This is a genomic window from Pseudolysobacter antarcticus (assembly GCF_004168365.1).
GTDB classification, from domain to species: Bacteria; Pseudomonadota; Gammaproteobacteria; order Xanthomonadales; family Rhodanobacteraceae; genus Pseudolysobacter; species Pseudolysobacter antarcticus.
The window spans coordinates 3,675,417-3,695,437 of the sequence record NZ_CP035704.1 but is presented as its reverse complement, the minus strand read 5'-3'; the positions used below and the strand labels follow the sequence as shown (position 1 = coordinate 3,695,437).

17 protein-coding genes, 1 tRNA gene and 2 pseudogenes are annotated in these 20,021 nt (G+C 60.1%); 9 read left to right on the top strand and 11 right to left on the bottom strand.

Going from position 1 to position 20,021, the window contains the following annotated elements; all coding sequences use genetic code 11:
• The first annotated feature begins 3 nt into the window (after positions 1-3).
• The 6 genes from ELE36_RS15845 to ELE36_RS15820 all read left to right on the top strand — a co-directional run bounded on the left by ELE36_RS15845 (position 4) and on the right by ELE36_RS15820 (position 9,203).
• Entirely contained in the window at positions 4-1,308 is a 1,305-nt protein-coding gene (locus ELE36_RS15845) for a sensor histidine kinase (protein WP_129834973.1), read from the top strand.
• A 104-nt stretch (positions 1,309-1,412) separates the two neighbouring features.
• Positions 1,413-2,405, top strand: coding sequence for an isoaspartyl peptidase/L-asparaginase family protein (locus ELE36_RS15840; protein WP_129834971.1), 993 nt, complete (start codon positions 1,413-1,415; stop codon positions 2,403-2,405).
• Entirely contained in the window at positions 2,402-3,592 is a 1,191-nt protein-coding gene (iadA, locus tag ELE36_RS15835) for a beta-aspartyl-peptidase (RefSeq protein WP_207215798.1), read from the top strand. The genes ELE36_RS15840 and iadA overlap by 4 nt, the downstream gene beginning before the upstream one ends.
• 123 nt (positions 3,593-3,715) lie before the next feature.
• Positions 3,716-4,564 (top strand): cyanophycinase, encoded by an 849-nt coding sequence (locus tag ELE36_RS15830; RefSeq protein ID WP_129834969.1) that lies wholly within the window; start codon positions 3,716-3,718, stop codon positions 4,562-4,564.
• A 74-nt stretch (positions 4,565-4,638) separates the two neighbouring features.
• Positions 4,639-7,437 (top strand): cyanophycin synthetase, encoded by a 2,799-nt coding sequence (gene cphA / locus ELE36_RS15825; RefSeq protein ID WP_129834967.1) that lies wholly within the window; start codon positions 4,639-4,641, stop codon positions 7,435-7,437.
• Between the two features lie 77 nt (positions 7,438-7,514).
• Positions 7,515-9,203 carry a Mur ligase family protein gene (locus ELE36_RS15820; protein WP_242512288.1) on the top strand — a complete coding sequence of 563 codons (1,689 nt, stop codon included), beginning with the start codon at positions 7,515-7,517 and terminating at the stop codon, positions 9,201-9,203.
• A 31-nt stretch (positions 9,204-9,234) separates the two neighbouring features.
• Here ELE36_RS15820 and ELE36_RS15815 read toward each other — a convergent pair whose 3' ends face one another.
• A complete protein-coding gene (locus ELE36_RS15815; protein WP_129834965.1) occupies positions 9,235-9,837 on the bottom strand; it encodes a response regulator transcription factor in 603 nt (200 codons plus the stop codon).
• Positions 9,837-11,165, bottom strand: a complete 1,329-nt coding sequence (locus tag ELE36_RS15810) for an ATP-binding protein (RefSeq protein ID WP_242512287.1) — start codon at positions 11,163-11,165, stop codon at positions 9,837-9,839. Before ELE36_RS15810 ends, ELE36_RS15815 begins: the two co-directional genes overlap by 1 nt.
• A 194-nt stretch (positions 11,166-11,359) precedes the next feature.
• Here ELE36_RS15810 and ELE36_RS15805 point away from each other — a divergent pair, with 194 nt between their 5' ends.
• Together ELE36_RS15805 and ELE36_RS15800 are read left to right on the top strand one after the other, a co-directional pair.
• Positions 11,360-12,094, top strand: a complete 735-nt coding sequence (locus tag ELE36_RS15805; RefSeq protein WP_165371648.1) for an ABC transporter ATP-binding protein — start codon at positions 11,360-11,362, stop codon at positions 12,092-12,094.
• Positions 12,091-13,323 (top strand): ABC transporter permease, encoded by a 1,233-nt coding sequence (locus ELE36_RS15800; RefSeq protein ID WP_129834959.1) that lies wholly within the window; start codon positions 12,091-12,093, stop codon positions 13,321-13,323. The genes ELE36_RS15805 and ELE36_RS15800 overlap by 4 nt, the downstream gene beginning before the upstream one ends.
• Before the next feature lie 234 nt (positions 13,324-13,557).
• On the opposite strand, the pseudogene ELE36_RS21230 reads toward ELE36_RS15800, so the two are convergent.
• A pseudogene (locus ELE36_RS21230) lies at positions 13,558-13,833 on the bottom strand (NAD(P)H-dependent oxidoreductase); the annotation flags it as partial.
• Between the two features lie 89 nt (positions 13,834-13,922).
• Positions 13,923-14,501, bottom strand: a complete 579-nt coding sequence (locus tag ELE36_RS15790; RefSeq protein ID WP_165371647.1) for a carboxymuconolactone decarboxylase family protein — start codon at positions 14,499-14,501, stop codon at positions 13,923-13,925.
• On the opposite strand from ELE36_RS15790, the gene ELE36_RS15785 reads away from it, so the two are divergent.
• Complete coding sequence (locus ELE36_RS15785; protein ID WP_207215797.1) at positions 14,500-15,516, top strand: LysR family transcriptional regulator; 1,017 nt, start codon at positions 14,500-14,502, stop codon at positions 15,514-15,516. The two genes, ELE36_RS15790 and ELE36_RS15785, sit on opposite strands and share 2 nt — an antisense overlap.
• Before the next feature lie 215 nt (positions 15,517-15,731).
• Here ELE36_RS15785 and ELE36_RS21225 read toward each other — a convergent pair whose 3' ends face one another.
• From ELE36_RS21225 to ftsY, 7 genes and pseudogenes are all read right to left on the bottom strand, one after another.
• Positions 15,732-16,433, bottom strand: coding sequence for a type II toxin-antitoxin system MqsR family toxin (locus tag ELE36_RS21225; RefSeq protein WP_425480881.1), 702 nt, complete (start codon positions 16,431-16,433; stop codon positions 15,732-15,734).
• Between the two features lie 235 nt (positions 16,434-16,668).
• Complete coding sequence (locus ELE36_RS20410) at positions 16,669-16,809, bottom strand: hypothetical protein (RefSeq protein ID WP_165371397.1); 141 nt, start codon at positions 16,807-16,809, stop codon at positions 16,669-16,671.
• A 295-nt stretch (positions 16,810-17,104) separates the two neighbouring features.
• Positions 17,105-17,185, bottom strand: a pseudogene (locus ELE36_RS21220) (hypothetical protein); the annotation flags it as partial.
• A gap of 128 nt (positions 17,186-17,313) precedes the next feature.
• Positions 17,314-17,389, bottom strand: a tRNA-Phe gene (locus ELE36_RS15765).
• A gap of 123 nt (positions 17,390-17,512) precedes the next feature.
• Positions 17,513-17,785, bottom strand: a complete 273-nt coding sequence (locus tag ELE36_RS15760) for an oxidative damage protection protein (protein WP_129834949.1) — start codon at positions 17,783-17,785, stop codon at positions 17,513-17,515.
• A gap of 3 nt (positions 17,786-17,788) precedes the next feature.
• Positions 17,789-18,841 carry an A/G-specific adenine glycosylase gene (gene mutY / locus ELE36_RS15755; protein ID WP_129834947.1) on the bottom strand — a complete coding sequence of 351 codons (1,053 nt, stop codon included), beginning with the start codon at positions 18,839-18,841 and terminating at the stop codon, positions 17,789-17,791.
• Positions 18,842-18,862: 21 nt separating this feature from the next.
• Positions 18,863-19,999, bottom strand: coding sequence for a signal recognition particle-docking protein FtsY (ftsY, locus tag ELE36_RS15750; protein WP_129834945.1), 1,137 nt, complete (start codon positions 19,997-19,999; stop codon positions 18,863-18,865).
• Positions 20,000-20,021 lie beyond the last annotated feature (22 nt).

Below are 20,021 nucleotides of genomic sequence, written 5' to 3'. Positions count from 1 at the left end.
GCCATGCCCCGTAATACCGGCCTGCGCCGCAAGATCCGCACGGCGTTTGTGCTGCAGGTGGCGGCGATCAGTTTCGCCACTGTGCTTGGTGTCTACGGTGCGGCGATGGTGCTCGAAAACGTGCTGATCAAACACGCGCTGCAAGCCGAGGCCACGCACTACTGGCAACTGCTGCACAGCAACCCGAACGCCGCGCCGCCCGATACCTACAATATGTCGGCCTACCTTTTGCGGGCGGGGCAGGGCAAGGAAACCTTGCCCGAGAAAATCCGCGAAATGGATGTCGGTTTTTACCATCGCGAAAATTCCAACAGCGACGATCTGATCTACGTCGAACAAGCCGAAGTCGGCAAGCTGTTCCTGATTTTCCATCAGGAGCAGGTCGGACGACTTGCCTTTCTGTTCGGCTTCGTGCCGTTGATCGTGGTCTTGCTGATCATCTACATCACGACGTGGCTTACTTATCGCGCCTCGCGGCATGCGCTGTCGCCGGTGATCGGGCTGGCCAATGTGGTGCGCACCTGGGATCCGAAAAAACCCGATCTCGAAGCGCTCGATCCCGACAATCTCAGCAGCGATCTCGACGGCGACGTCGAAACCCTCGCGCGAGCGCTGCACGGTTTTGCCACGCGCATCGAATCGTTCGTCGAGCGCGAACGCAATTTCACGCGCGATGCGAGCCATGAATTGCGCAGTCCGTTGACCGTACTCAAAGTCGCCGCCGACGTGCTGGTCGAGGAAGAAGGACAATCGCCGTTTGCGCGCCGCGCCGCGATCCGCATCAAACGGTCCGTACGCGAGATGGAGGCGCTGATCGAATCTTTCCTGATCCTCGCGCGCGAAGGCGACACCGGCCTGCCCGAGGAAGATTTTGTCGTCAACAACGTCGTGCGCGATGAAGTTGAACGTGCCGAGTTGCTGCTGGAAAACACACCGGTGGAACTCAGCCTGCAGGAAGATCATTCTTTCGCGCTGCACGCCTCGCCGAAGGTGTTGTCGGTATTGCTCGGCAACCTGCTGCGCAACGCTTGTACCTACACCGATGCCGGTCGCGTGATTGTCAGCATCGGTGCGGATTTCGTGCGTATCGAAGACACCGGCGTGGGTATGAACGCCGAAGAACTCGGCAAGATGTTCACGCCGTATTTCCGCGCCGGGCGCAGCAGCCGTGGCGGCAACGGCGTCGGCCTGACCATCGTCAAGCGCCTGTCGGATCGGTTCGGCTGGAAGCTCGATATCCAGAGCCAGCTCGGCGTCGGCACCATCGTCACGGTACAGTTTCCACGCCCGCAGCCGGTCGATGCGTGATTGGGAAATCGTCCATGTAGCGAATGAGAATACCTGACCTTTGACCGATGTTATGGCCGTGACCGCATGGCTATACTTGGAATCCTGATCGATTCGGTGATGCCATGAAAAATCCTCTGCTGCTCTGCCTGAGTGCCATCGCCATGAGCCTGACCTCGTTATCCGCTGTTGCCGATTCGCCCGTCGTGCTGGTCATCCACGGCGGCGCCGGGGTGGTGCGTGCCGAAATGACGCCGGCCAAGGAAAAGGCTGCACGCGCGGGGCTCGAACTCGCGCTGAAAAGCGGCTACGCCGTGCTCAAGGATGGCGGCACGAGCCTCGATGCGGTGAGCAAGTCGATCACCATTCTCGAAGACGATCCGAACTTCAACGCCGGTCGCGGCGCCGTGTTCAACCACGACGGCAAAAACGAGATGGACGCCGCGCTGATGGAAGGCCACACCTTGCGCGCTGGTGCGGTGGCGGGCGTGCATCGCATCAAGAATCCAATTCTGCTCGCGCGCGCCGTGATGGAAAAATCGGTGCATGTGATGCTCACTGGCGACGGCGCCGAAGTGTTCGCCAAAAGCGTCGGCATGGCGCTGGTCGATCCGGCGTATTTCCGCACTGAAGAACGTTGGCAGCAATTGCAAAAGGAGCTTAAGGACGAGGCGGCTAAAGCGCACGCCGCGGCTGCAGCGCCGCACTTCGGCACAGTCGGCGCGGTAGCGCTGGATCACGCCGGCCATCTCGCCGCGGGCACCTCGACCGGCGGCATGACCAATAAGCGCTGGGGCCGCGTCGGCGATTCACCGATCGTTGGTGCGGGCACGTATGCCAATGATAAATGCGCGGTGTCGGGCACCGGCTGGGGCGAGTTTTATATCCGCACCGTGGCCGCGCACGAGATCTGCGCGCGTGTGGCGTATCGAGGTGATGCGATCAGCAAGGCGGCGGATGATGTGATCCTCAACCTTATTCCGAAACTCGGCGGCGACGGCGGCGCCATCGCACTCGATGCGCAAGGCAATTACGCTACGCCATTCAATACCGACGGCATGTTCCGCGGCTGGGTCGATCGTGACGGCACCACGCATATTGCGATCTACAAAGAGTGAGCGATTTGCAGACTGGCGCCCCGCCGATGTTGCTGCTGCGCAATGCCGATGTGTTTGCGCCTGAAGCGCTCGGCTTGCAAAATCTGCTGCTCGGCGGCGGTCGGATTTTATGGATCGGCAGCGACTTGCCAGACTTGCCTTCAACGCTCGCGATCGAGACGATCGATCTGCGAGGTCAGCGACTGATTCCGGGATTGATCGATGGCCACGTGCATGTCACCGGCGGTGGCGGCGAGGCGGGATTCCACTCGCGTGTACCGGCGGTCGGGCTTTCGCGCTTTACGCGCTCGGGCATCACCACGGTGATCGGTTTGCTTGGCACCGATGATGTCGCGCGTGGTCCGCGCGAGTTGCTCGCGGCTACATACGCGTTGCGCGAACTCGGCCTGAGTGCCTACGCCTACACCGGCGGTTACCATTTGCCGCCCGTGACGATGACCGGCAGCGTGCGCAGCGATCTGGTGTTCATCGAGGCGCTGCTCGGTGTCGGCGAGGTTGCGATCAGCGATCACCGATCGAGCCAGCCGACACTCGATGAATTGTTGCGCCTCGCATCCGAAGCGCATGTCGCCGGACTGATGACCGGCAAGGCCGGTATTTTGCATTTGCATCTCGGTGATGGTGCGCGTGGGCTCGAGCTCGTGCGCCAGGCGCTCGATCAAAGCGAATTGCCACCGCGCGTTTTTAACCCGACCCATGTCAACCGGCGCCAGGCCTTGTTCGATGAGGCGCTGGATCTCGCGCGACGCGGCTGCAGTATCGACATCACCGCGTTCCCGGTCGAGGATGGCGAAGACGCCTGGAGCGCCGCCGATGCCTTGCTGCGTTATCTCGACAGCGGCGCGCCCGCAGAACGCGTGACGATCAGTTCGGATGCCGGCGGTTGTTTGCCGTGTTTTGATGCCGATGGCCATGTCAGCCACATGGATGTCGGCGCACCCGGCGCGTTGCTCGAAACCTTGAACGAATTGCTCGCGCGTGGATTGTCGTTGCCGCAAGCGCTACCGGCGTTTACCAGCAATCCCGCGCGGCTGCTGCGACTCGCCAACAAGGGCCGCATCGAGATAGGTGCCGATGCCGATCTCGTGGCGCTGGATGTTGCTGGAAATGCGCATACGGTGATCGCGCGCGGCGCTGTGCATGTACGCGGTGGTGAGATTATGCGGCGCGGCATGTTCGAGGATTGAGTCTGGCTGGTCAATGACGTGCCAAAGCAAAGTGGCTGTTCGCTTGGCAAATGTCCGGACCGTTGCAGTGACAAGTCCATCCGTGTTGATATGCAACATTCGATGCAACAACACGAGTAGATCATGAGTCCCAGCAGAATCCCCGACGGCGAACAACGGGGATGGATCGTTCCCATCGGCGGCGCCGAGGAGAAAGAAAACGATCCGCGTATCCTTGAACGTTTTGTCGCGCTGTGTGGCGGCGCGGATGCCGATATCGTCGTGATCCCGACCGCGAGCCAGCTCAGCGATACCGGTTCGCGCTACGAAAGCATATTCACTGAGCTTGGTGTCGGCCGCGTCACCGCGCTGGATTTCGATACACGTCGCGACGCCGAAGAACGCAATCGTCTGAAACGTATCGGTGAGGCCAGCGGAATTTTTTTCACAGGCGGCAACCAGCTGCGTCTTTCGACGATGCTTGGCGGCACGCCGATCGCGCAACTGATCCGCGCGCGCAACGCCAGCGGCGTGCATGTCGGTGGCACCAGCGCGGGCGCGAGTATTCTGAGCGAGCACATGATCGCGTTCGGCAAGGAAGGCTCATCACCGACCGCTGGCAGCGTGCGTCTCGCGCCGGGTCTCGGACTGACCAATCGGTTTGTAATTGACCAGCATTTTCGCCAGCGCGATCGGCTCGGTCGGCTGCTTGCCGCGCTCGCTTACAATCCGTATGCGGTCGGCATTGGTCTGGATGAAGATACCGCGGCGTTTATCCGCCCCGACAACACGCTCGAAGTCGAAGGCAGCGGATCGGTGACCGTGGTCGACGCCGGCAACCTGCAGTTTTCGTCGATGGCGCAAGCCGACGAGGATGATCCGGTTTGCCTGCTCGGCTTGACGATCCATATTCTGATTGCCGGCGCGACCTTCAATCTGCAAACACGCACTGCTTCTGCCGGCACGCTTATCACGCCGAAGCAAACGCATTAGCACGGACGGTAGAAGTCCGTTTAGCCATCCATACGCCATTCGCTAAAATCGAAGAATCATCAGGGAAAAAATCCATGCGCATACTCGATCGTTCCGTGTTCGTCGGCCCTTCGGTACACGCGCATTTTCCAGTCATACGGCTTGAACTGGATCTCGCCGAGCTCGAAGCGTGGCCGACCGGGCGACTCGGTGCGGCCTTCGTCGATGGCCTGGTCGCGGCATTGCCCGGCCTCGCCGAACACGGCTGTTCGTATCGCGAACCGGGCGGCTTCATCCGCCGCATGCGCGAAGGCGACGGCACCTGGCTTGGTCATGTGCTCGAACATGTCGCGATCGAATTGCAGAACGTCGCGGGCGAGGAAGTTACCTTCGGCAAGACGCGCAGCACCGACAAACCCGGCGTGTATTCGGTCGTCTACGAATACGCGCAAAAAGAGGAAGGCATTGCTGCGGGCGAACTCGCGTTGCGACTTTTGTCATCGCTGTTGCCGACCGAATTGCAGCCGCGATCCAGTGTGCCCGAAGGCTGGGAATGGCCGACCGCGCGCGATGAATTCATCCGTTACGCGCAACGTCGTGCGCTTGGCCCGTCGACCGCGTCGCTGGTGCGCGCTGCCGAAGAACGCAACATCCCGTGGCTGCGCCTGAACGATCAATCACTGATCCAGCTCGGTCATGGCAAATATCAGCAGCGCATCCAGGCCACGATCACCGGACGCACGCCGCATATCGCGGTTGAACTCGCCAGCGACAAGGAAGAAACCAACAAGATTCTCGCCTCGCTCGGCCTGCCCGTGCCGAAGCAGGAACTCGTGCAGACCGAGGAGGCCGCGTTGCGCGCCGCGCATCGCCTCGGCTTGCCGGTGGTGACCAAACCGTACAACGGCAATCACGGCCGCGGTATCTCGATTCACCTCACTACCGACGAGGAAATCAGCGCGGGATTCGCAGCGGCGCGTGAGCATTCGCGCTCGGTGATCGTGGAAAATTTCATCACCGGCGACGATCACCGTTTGCTCGTGGTCAATGGCGAGCTGATCGCTGCGACGCGACGCACGCCGGGCCATGTTGTAGGTGACGGCAAGCAGACGATCACGCAACTGGTCGACGCGGTGAATCAGGATCCGCGCCGTGGCATCGGCCATGAAAAAGTGCTGACGCGCATCGAGCTTGATGCGCAGGCACAGATGATGATGGATCGTTTGAACTACACCGCCGAATCGGTGCCACCGCCAGACGAAATCGTCTATCTGCGCTCGACCGCGAATCTTTCCACGGGCGGCACCGCGACCGATGTCACCGACATCATCCACCCGGACAATCGCGACATGGCGGTGCGCGCGATTCGTGCGATCGGGCTCGATGTCGGCGGCGTCGATTTTCTGTCGTCGAACATCGCCGAAAGTTATCGCATCATCGGCGGCGGCATCTGCGAAGTGAATGCGGCGCCTGGTTTTCGCATGCACGTGAGTCCGAGCGAAGGCACGCCGCGCGATGCCGCCGGCCCGGTCATCGAAATGCTGTTTCCGCCGGGTGCGCCATCGCATGTGCCGATCGCCGCGATCACCGGCACCAACGGCAAAACCACCACCGCGCGCATGCTCGCACACATCACCAAGATGGGCGGCTATACGCCCGGATTGACCACGACCGACGGCGTTTATATCGACGGCCAGCGTACGGTCGAGGGCGACATGACCGGGCCGGTATCGGCGCGCATGGTGCTGTCGGATCCGCAGATCGATATCGCCGTGCTCGAAACCGCGCGCGGCGGTTTGCTGCGCGCCGGCATGGGCGTGCCGAAGGTGAATGTTGGCGCGGTGCTGAACGTGCAGTCCGATCATCTCGGCCTGAAAGGCATCGATACGCTGGAGCAACTCGCCGAGGTGAAGCGCATCGTCGTCGAGGTCGCGCAGGATTGCGCCGTGCTGAATGCGGATGATCCGCTCGTGCTGAAAATGTCGGGCTATACCGACGCAAAAATCCTGTGTTACGTGACGATGAATCCGCAGCACGGACTCGTGCGCGAACACATCCGAGCAGGCGGTCGCGCGTGTGCGCTCGAAGCCGGCGTCAACGGCCAGATGATTACGCTGTACGACAAGGGCAGCCATATTCCGCTGCTGTGGACGCATCTGATTCCGGCCACGCTCGAAGGTCGCGCGCTGCACAATGTGCAGAACGCGATGGTCGCCGCGGCGATGGCATTTTCGCTCGGCATCAAGCTCGATGCGATCCGCCAGGGTTTGCGCACGTTCGATACCACGTTCTTCCAGGCGCCGGGTCGCATGAACGTGTTCAACGAACATCCGTTCAAGGTGCTATTCGACTACGGCCACAACGCGCATGCGGTCGCGGCGATGACCGATCTTGCGCAGCGTCTCGATGTCACCGGGCGGCGCATCGTGGTACTGGCCGGGCCGGGCGATCGGCGCGATGAAGATCTGGTCGCGATCGCCGATGCCGTCGCCGGCCGATTCGATCACTACATCTGCCGTCGCGACGATTCGCGGCGTGGTCGCGATGGTGACGAAGTGCCGCGCATCCAGTCGCGCGCATTGCTCGCCGCGGGCGTGCCGCAGGATGCGATCTCGATCATTCCCGACGAACAGGAAGCGATCGATGCCGCGTTGCACATGGGCCAGCCCGGCGATCTGCTGCTGGTTTTTGCCGATGCGCTCGTGCGCTCGTGGAAACAGATCATCAAGTTCCGTGCCGCCGGTGCACCGGAAACGCGCGCTGCCGCAGTCATGCCGGCCGCAGCACCGATGCCCGTGAGCGAGCCCGCGTTCGACGAATCCAGCTTCGCAGCGATGGGTGGCGTGGTGCGCGACGAACGCGGCATCCATCTGTCGCGGGAGAGCGACGACTGAACATCCAGCCCGTCGTCACGTTCGAGGATTCACGACGCCTCACGGGATTCAACCTCTACTTCGACGCTGTCGGCGCGGTGCTCGAAAGCGTTGGCGAGATTCCCGACGCAACTTTATTGCTCGCGTGGAAAACGCGTATCGAACGAGTGCGCATACAACTCGGTTGGCCGACCGGCCACGTGCTCTGGCGTGAGCATGCCAGTGGTGCATCGCTGGCGTTGAGCGCACCGGTCGATCAATTGTTCACGGCAACCGAAGTCAACGAATGGGCGTGGCTTGCAAGCATCGCCGCAGCGCGCCGCGAAACGTTCCATGCGCCGGGTCATGCGGCGGCGTGGGATGACGATTCCGCGCTGCACACGCTGCGCGCGTTTTCCGCCGCCGAACACAATCCGAAACTCGAGGTGTTGTTGCAGACCGCTACAGCGCGGCAACTCACCGCGTTACTCGATGAAGACGAGTTATCGATTGGTTTGGGCACGGGATCGATGCGCTGGCTGTTGTCCGATTTGCCTGCGGTCGAGTCCATCGACTGGAGTGGCCTGCGCGATATTCCACTCGCGCTGATCACCGGCTCGAACGGCAAAACCACGACGGTGCGCTTGCTCGCGGCGATGGCGCGTGCGCATGGCCGGAAGGTCGGGTATAGCTCGACCGATGGTCTGGTGATCGGTACCGAAAATATCGAAGCCGGCGATTATTCCGGCCCAGCCGGTGCGCGCGCGGTGCTGCGGCATCGTGATGTTGAACTCGCGATTCTCGAAACCGCACGCGGCGGAATCCTGCGGCGTGGTCTGGGCGTTTCACGCGCGCAGGTAGCAGTGGTGACGAATATCAGCGTCGATCATTTCGGCGAATACGGCATCCACGATCTTGACGCACTCGCCGAGGTCAAGCTGGTCGTCGCACATACGCTCGGTTCGAGCGGCTTGCTGGTGCTGAATGCGGACGATGAATTGCTGGTGCGGCGTGCGGAAAAATTACACTGCGCGATTGCCTGGTTCGCACTGGACGATAACCACCCGATTTTGCTCGGGCATCGCGAACGCGGCGGTGTCACGTGCGGCATGCGCGATGGGAATCTGTTTTTATCGAACCATGGCGCGGCTCACGATCTCGGCAAGGTCGCGGACATGCCGCTGACATTTTCCGGCAGCGCGACCTACAACATCGCGAACATCAGCGCCGCGGTTTTGAGTGCCTCGGCACTGGGAGCTTCTGTCGCCACGATCATCGAAGTGCTGGCAAATTTTGGCGCCGCGCACAGCGACAATCCGGGCCGCCTGCAACATTGGCAGCTCGGCAGTCTGCAGGTTTTTCTCGACTACGCGCACAATGCCGAAGGCCTGCGCGGATTGCTCGACGTGGCGACCCGACAGCGTGGCAGTTCGCGATTATTGTTGGTGCTCGGGCAGGCCGGCAATCGCGAGGACAAGGAGATTCGCGAACTCGCGCAAGTCGCGGCGAGCTTTCATCCCGACCATATCGTGCTCAAGGATATCGATGGCATGTTGCGTGGTCGCGCCGCGGGCGAAGTCGCCACGATCCTGCGCGATGAGCTTGTGCGCGCTGGTCTATCGAGTGATGCCATCGTCGAATGCCTGGACGAGTTCACCGCGGCGCGCAGCGCACTCGCAGCAGCACGCGCCCATGAGGTGTTGGTATTGCCGATTCACGGCGGCAATGCGCGCAACAATACGGTCGTTTTGCTGGATCAATTGCTCGCTTCCGGTTGGCAACCCGGAACAGATCTGCCGGCGGCGTAAGCCGCGTCATTCCAACCGTGACCGGAGCGAGTCAAAAGACGTCGCTCTCCGCATCTTCATCGATCTCGCGCACCGGGCGTTTGCCGAGCTTGCGCTGCAAGGTGCGGCGATGCAGACCAAGTCGTCGCGCGGCTGCCGAGATATTGCCGTCGCATTCGCTGAGCACGCGCTGGATGTGTTCCCATTCCAGTCGTCGCAGCGGTTGTGCACCGTCCGGCACGCGGGTGGTCGCAGTGGCGAGTGATGATTCATTTTTGCCGCGCAACGCAAGTGTCACCGCATCGGCGTCCACGGGTTTGGCGAGGTAGTCGTGTGCGCCACGCTTGATCGCCTCGACCGCCGTGGCAATGCTGGCGTAGCCGGTCAGCAACAGGATGCGCAGATCAGGCGCAACGCTGAGCAATTGCGGGATCAATGTCAGTCCGTTTTCCTCGCCGAGTTTGAGATCGAGCACGGCGTGCATTGGTGCTTCGCTGCGGCATAACGCGAGTGCGGTTTCGCTGTTCTGCGCCGTGCGTACGGTGAATCCGCGCTGACCCAAAGCGCGCGCCATGACACGCAGAAAAACTGCATCGTCGTCGATCAGCAAAACCGAATCTGCCGTTGTCGCGGGGTTGTGAGTTGGCAAGTTCATCAGCGATTTTCGGCCAAGCGCAATGGCAGGCGCAAGCAGGTTTCGCTACCGCCGCCCGCGGCGGCGTGCACGCTGAGTTCGCCGTTCAAGCGCTCGGCGGTGGCATGGGTCAAGGCCAATCCCAAACCGAGGCCGTTGCGTTTGCTGCTGTAAAAGTCGTGGCCGGCGGCGGCAAGGATGTCGGCCGACAAGCCGATGCCGTAATCGCGGACGCGCAATTCGAGAATACTCGCTTGGCCACGAACCACGAGGTCCACACGCGCACTCGATTGTTGCTGCGAAGCGTCGGCGGCGTTGTTGAGCAGATTGATCAGTGCGTGCCGCAAACCCGGCAAAACACTCAGGCGGATAGTTGCGATCTCTGCGGCGATATCGATCTGCAGTTCAATCTCGGGCCGCAGCAAGCGGAATCGTTCCGCGCAGCCAGCGATGAATTCTTCGAGATCAAGTGTTTCCGGTGTATCGGCAAGTTGTGCGCTGCCGACCGCGACCAGCTCGCGCAGAATGTCGCGGCAGCGATCGGCCTGGCTCTGCAATACATCGAGATCCTCGCTAAGCGTGGCCGCATCGACCGGCGCACGGCGCAGCTCGCCAAGCAGCGTGCGGATCGTCGATAGCGGTGTGTTGAGTTCGTGCGCGGCACCGGCGGCCTGGGTCGCAATCGCCAGAATGCCTTCGTCGCGCAGCGCGCGTTCGCGTTCGCGCTGCATCTGGGTTTGCTGTTGGCGCAAGGCGCGCGCGAGGCGCCAGATGAATAGCCCGAGCAGAAATCCGGTGATCGCAAAATTGGCCGCCATGCCAAGCACGTGCAGACCGAAATCGGCGTGCATATCGTGTTCGTACATGCTCGGCAAACTGAGGTGATACAACATCAGCGTCGCATAGATGATGCCGGCGAATAGCGCGATCGCAATCAGATAACGCGCCGCTAGCGTGGTCGCGGCAAGTGCGATCGGCACCACCAGCAACGAGATGAACGGATTGGTCGAGCCGCCGGTGAGATACAGCAGATACGCCAGCACGCCCATGTCGACGACAAAATGGCCGAACACTTCGAGCTCGTTGACCGGCCAGGTTCGACGCATGCGCCACAGCACCAATACCTCGAACAGCAGCAGCACGGCGATACCACGCCACAACGCATTTTCCGGGATCGGCAATACCAGCCAGTGCGCAACGAAGGCGACGGTTAATGCCTGACCGACAATCGCGCACAGGCGCAGCCATGCCAGGCTGGCCAGCAATTCGCTCGGCCCGAGGTGCAGATACGACGCGGGAAAATGTTTCGACAGGGGCATGGTCAACGCACGGCGAATGGGTGCGTTCATCATACCGCTGCCTTTACAAGTCTTTGCAGCAGATTTACGCGTCGGCTACTGCAAAGGAGACTCGTGTGACATACCGTGCCATAGGTAATGCCAAGCGGCGTTTGTACGTCGCAATTACTCAGCTGGCCCAAGCCTTAGCTGCCTTTTTCGCATCCTCTTTTTTTCATCGCACCAAGCAAAAGACGGAACCCCACATGCATGCCGCGAGCATTGCCTACACCCACGCGCCGCAGCTCGAACTGCATGCGTTGAGCAAGGCATATCCGTCGCATGCCGCCGCGGCGGTGCCGGTTTTGCGCGGCGTGACCTTGACCGTTCGGCGCGGCGAATTTGTGTCCATCCTCGGGCCTGCCGGTTGTGGTAAATCGACCTTGCTGAATTTGCTTGGCTGCCTCGAGTCGGCGAGTTCGGGCCGTTATTTTTGCGACGGCCAGAATGTCGCGAGTCTGGATGCGGTAGGGCGAGCGCGGCTGCGTCAGCAAAAATTCGGGTTCATCTTCCGCTCGTTTCATTTGTTGCCGCGTTTGAATGCGCTCGAAAACGTCATGCTGCCGCTTGCCTACAGCACGTTGTCGCGCGCGCGGCAGCGCGAAATGGCGCATACGGTGCTGCGCCAAATCGGCATCGCGGATTGCGCGTTGCACAAGCCGATGGACCTGTGCAACGGTTTGCAACAACGTATTGCGATTGCGCGCGCGTTGATCAACGACGCGCCGATCCTCCTCGCCGACGAGCCCACCGGCGCGCTCGATGCCACGGCCACCAGTGAAATTCTGAGCTTGCTGCAACGCCTGCGCGAGGAGGGTCACACCTTGGTGCTCATGACCGAGAACGCCGATGTCGCGGCGCATGCCGATCGTCATTTTTTCATGCGCGATGGACGTCTGTATGCGCCACATGCAGCGCATACATTGCAGGCGCTGGCATGAGTTTGCGCGACACACTCGCTACCGCGTGGCAGGCGATTTGCCGGCAGCCGTACATCGGCGCTCAGGCTTTTTTCGGATTGGCGATCGGCACAGCCGCGCTGCTGGGAGCGCTCGCACTCGGGCAGGTCGGTATTGCCGGCAACGACGCGCATTCTGCGGTACCGAGTCGCCTGGAAATTTTCTCCGAGAATAGCTACGCGCCGGCCGCGATTTCCGATGGCAGACAAACCGTGGCGTTGACTACTGCCGATGTTGCGGCGATCCGCCGACTAGACGGCGTAAGTTCCGCTGCGGCGAGTCTGTTGCGGTTCAGCAGGGTGAACTACGCAGACTCGTCGTTGCCGATCAGTGTTTATGCGGTCGACGCGGATTATTTTGCGGCCCACGGTTGGGCGCTCACGGGCGCTTTCAGTGCACAGGATTTCAGCGACGCAAATAACGCAGATGCAAATAGCGCTGTAATACTCGGCTCCAGCTTAAGCGCCGAAATTTTCGCCGAGGCTGATCCAACGGGCAAGATCATCCAGCTCGGCGGTTCGAATTTCCATATCAGCGGTGTAGTTTCTGCCAAGGATGCGAGTACATTTTTTGGCGATTATGCGACGGCGGTATTTATGCCGTTGCCGACCGCACAGGGTTTATTTGCCGGCAGCAATGAGTTGAGCGGTGATGCGATCGGACAAATTTCCGTGCGCATTGTCCCCGGCGCGGACGTGGCTTCGCTACAGCAACAAATCCGCAGCCTGTTGCGCCGCCAGCACGGGCTTGCGAGCAATCAGCAGGATGATTTTCAACTGCGTGATTTTTCGGCGTTGGACGGCACCAACCAACATTCGGCAGTCTGGTCGCCACGCATGCTGGTCGATATCGCGATGATCGCGTTGTTGCTCGGCGCCGCCGCGCTGTCACGAATCATGCTGCTGTCCGTGGACGATCGCGCGCGGGAAATCGGTTTGCGTATCGCCACTGGCGCCGATCCGCGGGCGATTCAATCGCGCTTTCTCGCCGAGTCGGTGATGATCGCAGTCGCCGCCGGAATCTTCGGTATGCTGCTCGCGGCGGTGTCGGCATTCTGGTTGGAACAAACCACCGATCACCGTCTGCATTTGAGTGCCGTCACGATGCTGACCACGGTCATCCTCGCCTGCGCGATCGGCGCATTGTGCGGCCTGCTACCGGCCAACAAGGCCTCGCGGCTGAATCCTGCGGTCGTATTGCGCGACAGATAGATTGTTGCCCAGAAGTAGCTCGTTGGCAGCGTCCAACTTGTATATTATTCGACGGTCAGCCGATTCGTGCGAGCAGGCGATGTTTTAAAACAAGACCTGACCCTCTAGCTCTCATTCGCCGTTTCCGAGTCACGACCGAACCTTGCCGCTGAATCAGACGCAGATACGCACGCCGAGGATGTTGCCGCCACTGCCGCTATCCCGATGGTGGCGCAAAAGGCGATCAATAAGTGGTTAAGCTAACAGTATTGACATAGGTGTCGTGATCAGCAAGACGTCCTCAACGCGTACTTCGTCGATGATCGCGTTGGAGAGCTTGGTCGCGTCCCGGAGGGCATCGGTCATGCCACCGTCCGGTGTGTAGTAGCCAGTGATCGTTTGGTCACGGATATGTTCAATCGGCGCGCGACCGAGGTCGCGACGAACAACTATCGCGCCTGGCGAGTTGTCGACGAGAGCACGTTCAATCGCGTCGCCAATGCGCCGCGAGTAAGAACCATCTGATCGGCTGGAGGCGTCTACTCATATTATGTTGAGCGGCTCTGATTTCATTCAATTTCTCCTTACGATTTCGTTGTCAATGCGGCGCACCACTTTCGTCATGCCACCTGGCCGCGATTGCGGGGCGCCACCCACCCCAGCGTTGGGTCGCTCATGAACGACTCCTTGGGGGTGTGCACAAGATGGTTAACGTAATTCGAGATGGTCTTGGTGGCTATGATCATCACGACCTCAAGCATCTGCGCGTGACCGTAGCCCGCGGCGAAAAATTCTTCGAGTGCGTCACTGCCGGCAAGGCCCCGCTCGCGGACAACCGTGTCAGTGAAAATTCGCAGCGCATCGAGCTTCGCGTCAGCGATCGGCGTGCCGTTGCGCAGACTGGCGATCGCCTGCTCGTCCAGCTTGGCGGCGCGCGCAAGGTAAGTGTGGCCCGCTACGCAGTACTCGCATTCGTGGAATGCGCTCACTGTGAGGTAGACGACCTGCTGCTCAGCCGGCGTGAAGCCGCTCTTCTGGCCGAGCGCGAACAGACTCTGATAGGCGTGGAGCACTGGCGCGCTTTCGGCGAGGATGCCGTGCAGTGTTGGAATGAATCCCCATTCCTTTTTCGAACGTTCGAGCAGTGCGCGGGAGTCGGGAGGGGCAGTGTCTAGGGAGTGGACGATAAAGTGGCTCATGGCGGATTCCTTAAAAATGGTCGGACTGCGTTGCGCTATCCGTGATCCGCACTGTAGTGATGACGGCATATATGATAAACATCGCATTTGGAACTTTACTGATGTAAAATTCGCACGAATGAACGTAACAGTGCTGAACCTCTTCGTCGAAGTTGCCCAACGCGGTAGCTTCGCGGCAGTGGCTAAAGAACGGAATATCGATCCGTCCTCGGTATCGCGGGGGATTGCTGAGCTGGAAGCCGAACTCGGCGTGCGCCTATTTCAGCGTACGACCCGCAACGTGACTCTGACCGAGGCGGGCGACCGTTACCTCGCCGGGGTCGAACCTCTCCTTTACGAACTGGCTCGAACGCACGAGGCAGCGTTGGAGACGGTCGGAGGGACGCGAGGCACGCTGCGCATCACGGCCTCTGCCACCTTCGGTCCGCGGTGTATCGTTCCGCAACTGAAGGAGTTTTGCGCCCGGTATCCCGACCTGCGTATTGAGGCCCTTTTTACCGACGAGGTGGTCGATCTTTTTGCCGAACGAGTCGATCTGGCGATTCGCCTGGCACCAGCGGTAGAAGGTAATCTTGTCGCAACCAAGCTAATGAACACGCGCTATCGGGTTGTGGCGAGCGTGGGTTATCTCGCCGCCGCCCCCCCGCTAGAGGTGCCGGCAGATATCGCACGTCATCGTTGCGTGATGTTCAACTTACACGCGTTTCGCTCGCGCTGGTTGTTTCGTGATTCTCACGGCGCTATCGAAGAAGTCTCTGTGGATGGCGACTTGGTTCTGTCACCGGCCGTTTCGCTGCATGCCGCGGTGCTGGAAGGCCTTGGACCGGCGCTGCTGCCGAACTGGCTTGTCGATGGCGACATCGCCTCAGGCGCGCTAGTCAACGTGTTTCCTACCTATGACGTCACGGCCACGACGTTCGACACCGGCGCATGGCTCATCTATCCCAGCCGCACATATCTTCCGCAGAAGGTTCGTGTAATGATTGATTTTTTGAAGTCCCGCTTGAACACATAGTACTTTGGTCGCAACCGACGAGAGTCTTCGTAGGTGCAGTACAGTGCCCTATTCGGACCAATGTACGAGTGCCAGGGTCAGATCTTGTAATGACACATCTGTCGAGCTCATTTAACGTAAAAAGCGGCGTCAGATTGTGTAATGGCAAGTGCGAAACACCTAATGCAGAAATCTACGGATAAAAATCCGCGGTGATGGCTGCCCTCATCCGAATATTACGCCGTCTTGATCTCAGCCAACAAGTCAGGATGACGATCAAGCACCTGGAGCAGTTTTACCAAGGCCAATGGAGGTTTGGTTTTGCCGTTCTCGTAGCGAGAAAAGGCATTCACTCCTCCGCCGAAAATTTCCGCCGCCTCCCGCTGATCCAAATGGAGCTTCTTGCGAACGCTGATTATGAAATTGGGATCGACGATGGCTGCATTCACCTGCTTGTTGAACGCGAGCATCAATGTATTAGTGCGCACCGATTCATCCATCGCAATAACCGCTTCGTTACAGACTGGGCAAAAATCGCCAGTAATGGCCTCAAGGCTGGTCGATTCGCCTTTGTAGGTGTATGGCATGTCGCGGGTGTCGTGTACCAGTTCAGCCGCGCCGCAATTCGGACATTTCATAGCCATAACTCCTTGAAGGACACAATAAGTACGTCGTCCATGACCGTGAGTTTCAGGTAAACCTCGCCTGTCGGTATCTTGGGTCGGTATACGTCCCTGCGAAATTCGATGGTCAGCGTGCGTCGTCATGCTTTTGTGGAAGTCAGTGGGCGTTAGCGCCATGACGACGGCTAGCATTCCATTGAAGTCGAATCCCAAGGCAGCACCGCCAGCGAGCGCCGAGAAGGTCGAGCGCACCTTTCCCGCAGCGACGAAGGCTTTGACGAGAGCCAGCTTGCAATGAGGCCTGCCTTTTTCCATGGGAAATAATAACGTAGTTGGTTAATTTTTGGCAAATAGGTTAATTGTTCCTCTGCCTGCGGCAAAACCATCTTTATCGATATTCACGCGCCGGTGCGGGATCGTGAGCATGGTGGCTGCGTTCTGAGGCAGCCTTGCGCCGTGCTGCAGATTTTCATGATGGGCGAGGTAGTGAGCGCAAGATATGCGCCCTACATGGCAAATATCCGCAGCACAAAATCAGCAAATTGCGAGGTCAGCTAATCGCGCTATCGGCATGAATAAACGCAATCGCTTTTAGCTGCGTGATACGCGCGCACAGGTAACCGCCGTGCAGCGCGAACTCAAGCTCCACGCCGAGGGCGGCGGCGAGTGCGCGGGTTAGTGCGAGGCCCAAGCCGCCGTGCGGGATTGTTTCGTTTTCGTCGTTCTTGCGCCAGTAGCGTTCGCCGAAATGTTGCAGATCCTGTTCGGTCAGATTGGGCGCGGCGTTGCGGAATTCCAGGCTGGCGACATTGCTGTCGGCAGTTTCGGTGTTGTCGATGCTGATGAATAAATCGCTGTTGCAGCAGGCCGAATTGAATCGTGATCAGGCCGCCGAGTTCGACCGGTTCTTCCTCGATCTGGCCCAGCCCGGCTTCGTAGCGCACGAGTGACAACAAGCCGTCCACCGAGCGCGTCATGCCTTCGACGGTGGTCAGCAGAGCGGTCAGGCTTTTGCGTGCGGAGTCGGATTCGCTATGGCTCAGGCTGTGTTCGGTGACGGTACGCATTACCGCCAGCGGCGTGCGCAATTCATGCGCCACCGCGCGTGCAAATCCGCGCTCGCGTTCGACCGCTGCGAGGCGCACCAGCGCCAGAAACAAAAACGGCCTGCATCGCTGCAAGCCGTTGTTGTACATGGTGGCCAAGGACGGAATCGAACCGCCGACACGGGGATTTTCAATCCCCTGCTCTACCAACTGAGCTACTTGGCCATGTGTTCTGGTTGCGGGCCGCACTGATGGCGGCGTCGCGAAGCCGCGTATTAGAGCGGCTTGGGCGGATCGAGTCAAGCGCGGGCTGCAACGATCCGCAGCGGGCGCGACTTGTGTATCGATTCAATCCGACGGCGGCACATATCCGGCGGGCTTTTCCGCGGTGCCGTCGAACAGAAATTTCTGCATTTCCGCTTCGAGGAAAACGCGCGTTTTCGGTTCCAGCGGCGACAGCCGATTTTCGTTGATCAGCATGGTCTGGTGGGCGAGCCACTGGCCCCACGCTTCCTTCGAGATTTCATCGTAGACTCTTTTGCCGAGCGCGCCGGGCCACGGCGCGAAATTCAGCCCCTCGGCTTCGTGTTGCAGTTTTACGCAGAAAACAGTGCGCGACATTTTTTACTCCCAGATCGTTAGCAGTAGTTTACGCACTGGCGCGGGCAAACCCAGCGCGGCGATGTCGCCGTGACTGCACCAGCGTACGTCATCACCATCGCTGATGCGCGTTGGTGACGTTTTCAGTTGCAGCAGCAATGCCGAAATTGCGAGCTGGAAATGGCTGAAGGTGTGGATGAATTGCGGCAGCGTTTGCCAGTCTGATGACTTGCCACGCGCGATGCCGAGCTCGTTGTGCAGCCACGCCGACGCGGCATCGGCAGCATCGACTTGCGGAAGGCTCCACAGCGCCGCCCACACGCCGCTCGGCGGTCGCCGCTGCAGCAGGATGCGATCTTGCGCATCGCGAATAATCAGCATCGTCGTCGCGCGTTGCGGGATGATGCGAGTCGCCTTGCGCTGCGGCAATTGCGCGGTGAGATCGTCGCGCAATGCAATGCAATCGGCCGACAACGGACATTCACCGCAGCGCGGTTTGCCGCGAGTACAAACGGTAGCACCGAGATCCATGATCGCCTGCGTGTAATCCGCGACTCGCTGCGGCGGCGTCAATTTTTCGGCGAGCTCCCACAGCGATTTTTCCACGGCGGTCGCGCCCGGCCAACCATGCACACCGGCGTATCGGCTCAACACACGCTTGACGTTGCCGTCGAGGATCGCCACGCGTTGGCCGTGAGCTTGCGCGAGAATTGCACCGGCGGTCGAACGGCCGATGCCGGGCAATGCAATGAGTTCATCCAGCGTTTGCGGCAACTCGCCGGCGTGTTGTTGCATGCAGGTTTGCGCAGCACGATGCAGGTTACGCGCGCGGCTGTAATAACCGAGACCGGACCACAATGCGAGCACCTGATCCTGCGACGCATTCGCCAGCACGGGCAAATCCGGGATTTCGCGAATGAAGCGCGCGAAGTATGCGATCACAGTGACGACCTGAGTCTGCTGCAACATGATTTCCGACAGCCATACACGATACGGCGTGCGCGGATGCTGCCACGGCAGATCGTGGCGACCGTGCTGGTCAAACCAGCGCAGCAGGCTTGGGGCGATCGGTTTCACGACGTGCGCGACGGCAGCGTTTTATTCGACGCCAAGATTAGCCGGCAGCAATCCCGCGACGAATGCGGCAGGATCGAACTCGCGCAAATCATCCAGTCCTTCGCCTAGGCCGACGTAACGAATCGGCAATCCGAATTCGGTGGCGAGCGCAAACACCACGCCGCCTTTGGCGGTGCCATCGAGCTTGGTCACGACCAGCCCGGTGACGCCCGCAGCAAGGCTGAACTGGCGCACCTGATTGACCGCATTCTGGCCGGTCGTGCCGTCGATCACGAGCAGCACTTCATGCGGCGCTGCGGGATCGAGTTTGGCCAGCACACGCTTGATCTTGCTGAGCTCGTCCATGAGGCCGGATTGCGTATGCAGGCGTCCGGCGGTGTCGGCGATCAGCAGATCGACATTGCGCGAGGTCGCTGCCTGCAATGCATCGAAAATTACCGACGCAGAATCGGCGCCGCTACCCTGCGAAATAACCGCGATCTGATTGCGCATGCCCCACGCCTTGAGCTGCTCCACCGCGGCGGCGCGAAAGGTATCGCCAGCGGCGAGCAAAACGTGGCGGCCTTCCTGTTGATGGCGACGCGCGAGTTTGCCGATCGTCGTGGTTTTGCCGACGCCGTTGACGCCAACGACGAGCACCACGAACGGTTTGATTTCGGTCGGAATGCGCAGCGGCACCGCGATTGGCGCGAGCATGGTGAGCAACGCTTCGCGCAATGCCGCGAGCAATCCATCGGCGTCGGCAAACTCGCGTTTGCGCATGCGCTGACGCAGATTTTCGAGCAGCAGTTCGGTCGCGCTCACACCGACATCGGCGGTAAGCAAGGCGGTTTCGAGATCGTCGAGCAGGGCCTCGTCAAGCTTGGGTTTGCGCGCGAACAACGAACCGAGACTGCGCGACAAGGCGCTGCCGGACAAGCGTTCGCGCCAATTGGGTTTACCCGAATTATCGGTTTCGGATTCGTCGACTTTTTCAAGCGCGACGGAATCGGCGACAAGCGCGACACTTGCTTCCGCAGGGTCAGGCGGAACATCTGTCGAAGGCGCCTGAACCGGCCCAGTCGGTAGAGTTTGCACAGCGTTTTCTGGCGTATCCGACGCCACATCCGCGGCAGGCGTTTTTTCCGGCGCGCGATCTTTTTTCCAGAACTTGAACATCGAGATGACAAATCGTTGAGAA

Coding starts and splice junctions, on each gene's coding strand:
- ELE36_RS15815 (WP_129834965.1), bottom strand. CDS start 9,837: ATGAACTTGCCAACTCACAACCCCGCGACAACGGCAGATTCGGTTTTG.
- ftsY (WP_129834945.1), bottom strand. CDS start 19,999: ATGTTCAAGTTCTGGAAAAAAGATCGCGCGCCGGAAAAAACGCCTGCC.
- ELE36_RS15800 (WP_129834959.1), top strand. CDS start 12,091: ATGAGTTTGCGCGACACACTCGCTACCGCGTGGCAGGCGATTTGCCGG.
- ELE36_RS15845 (WP_129834973.1), top strand. CDS start 4: ATGCCCCGTAATACCGGCCTGCGCCGCAAGATCCGCACGGCGTTTGTG.
- ELE36_RS15840 (WP_129834971.1), top strand. CDS start 1,413: ATGAAAAATCCTCTGCTGCTCTGCCTGAGTGCCATCGCCATGAGCCTG.
- cphA (WP_129834967.1), top strand. CDS start 4,639: ATGCGCATACTCGATCGTTCCGTGTTCGTCGGCCCTTCGGTACACGCG.
- ELE36_RS15790 (WP_165371647.1), bottom strand. CDS start 14,501: ATGAGCCACTTTATCGTCCACTCCCTAGACACTGCCCCTCCCGACTCC.
- ELE36_RS21225 (WP_425480881.1), bottom strand. CDS start 16,433: ATGGAAAAAGGCAGGCCTCATTGCAAGCTGGCTCTCGTCAAAGCCTTC.
- ELE36_RS15805 (WP_165371648.1), top strand. CDS start 11,360: ATGCATGCCGCGAGCATTGCCTACACCCACGCGCCGCAGCTCGAACTG.
- ELE36_RS15785 (WP_207215797.1), top strand. CDS start 14,500: ATGGCGGATTCCTTAAAAATGGTCGGACTGCGTTGCGCTATCCGTGAT.
- ELE36_RS15810 (WP_242512287.1), bottom strand. CDS start 11,165: ATGAACGCACCCATTCGCCGTGCGTTGACCATGCCCCTGTCGAAACAT.
- ELE36_RS15760 (WP_129834949.1), bottom strand. CDS start 17,785: ATGTCGCGCACTGTTTTCTGCGTAAAACTGCAACACGAAGCCGAGGGG.
- ELE36_RS15830 (WP_129834969.1), top strand. CDS start 3,716: ATGAGTCCCAGCAGAATCCCCGACGGCGAACAACGGGGATGGATCGTT.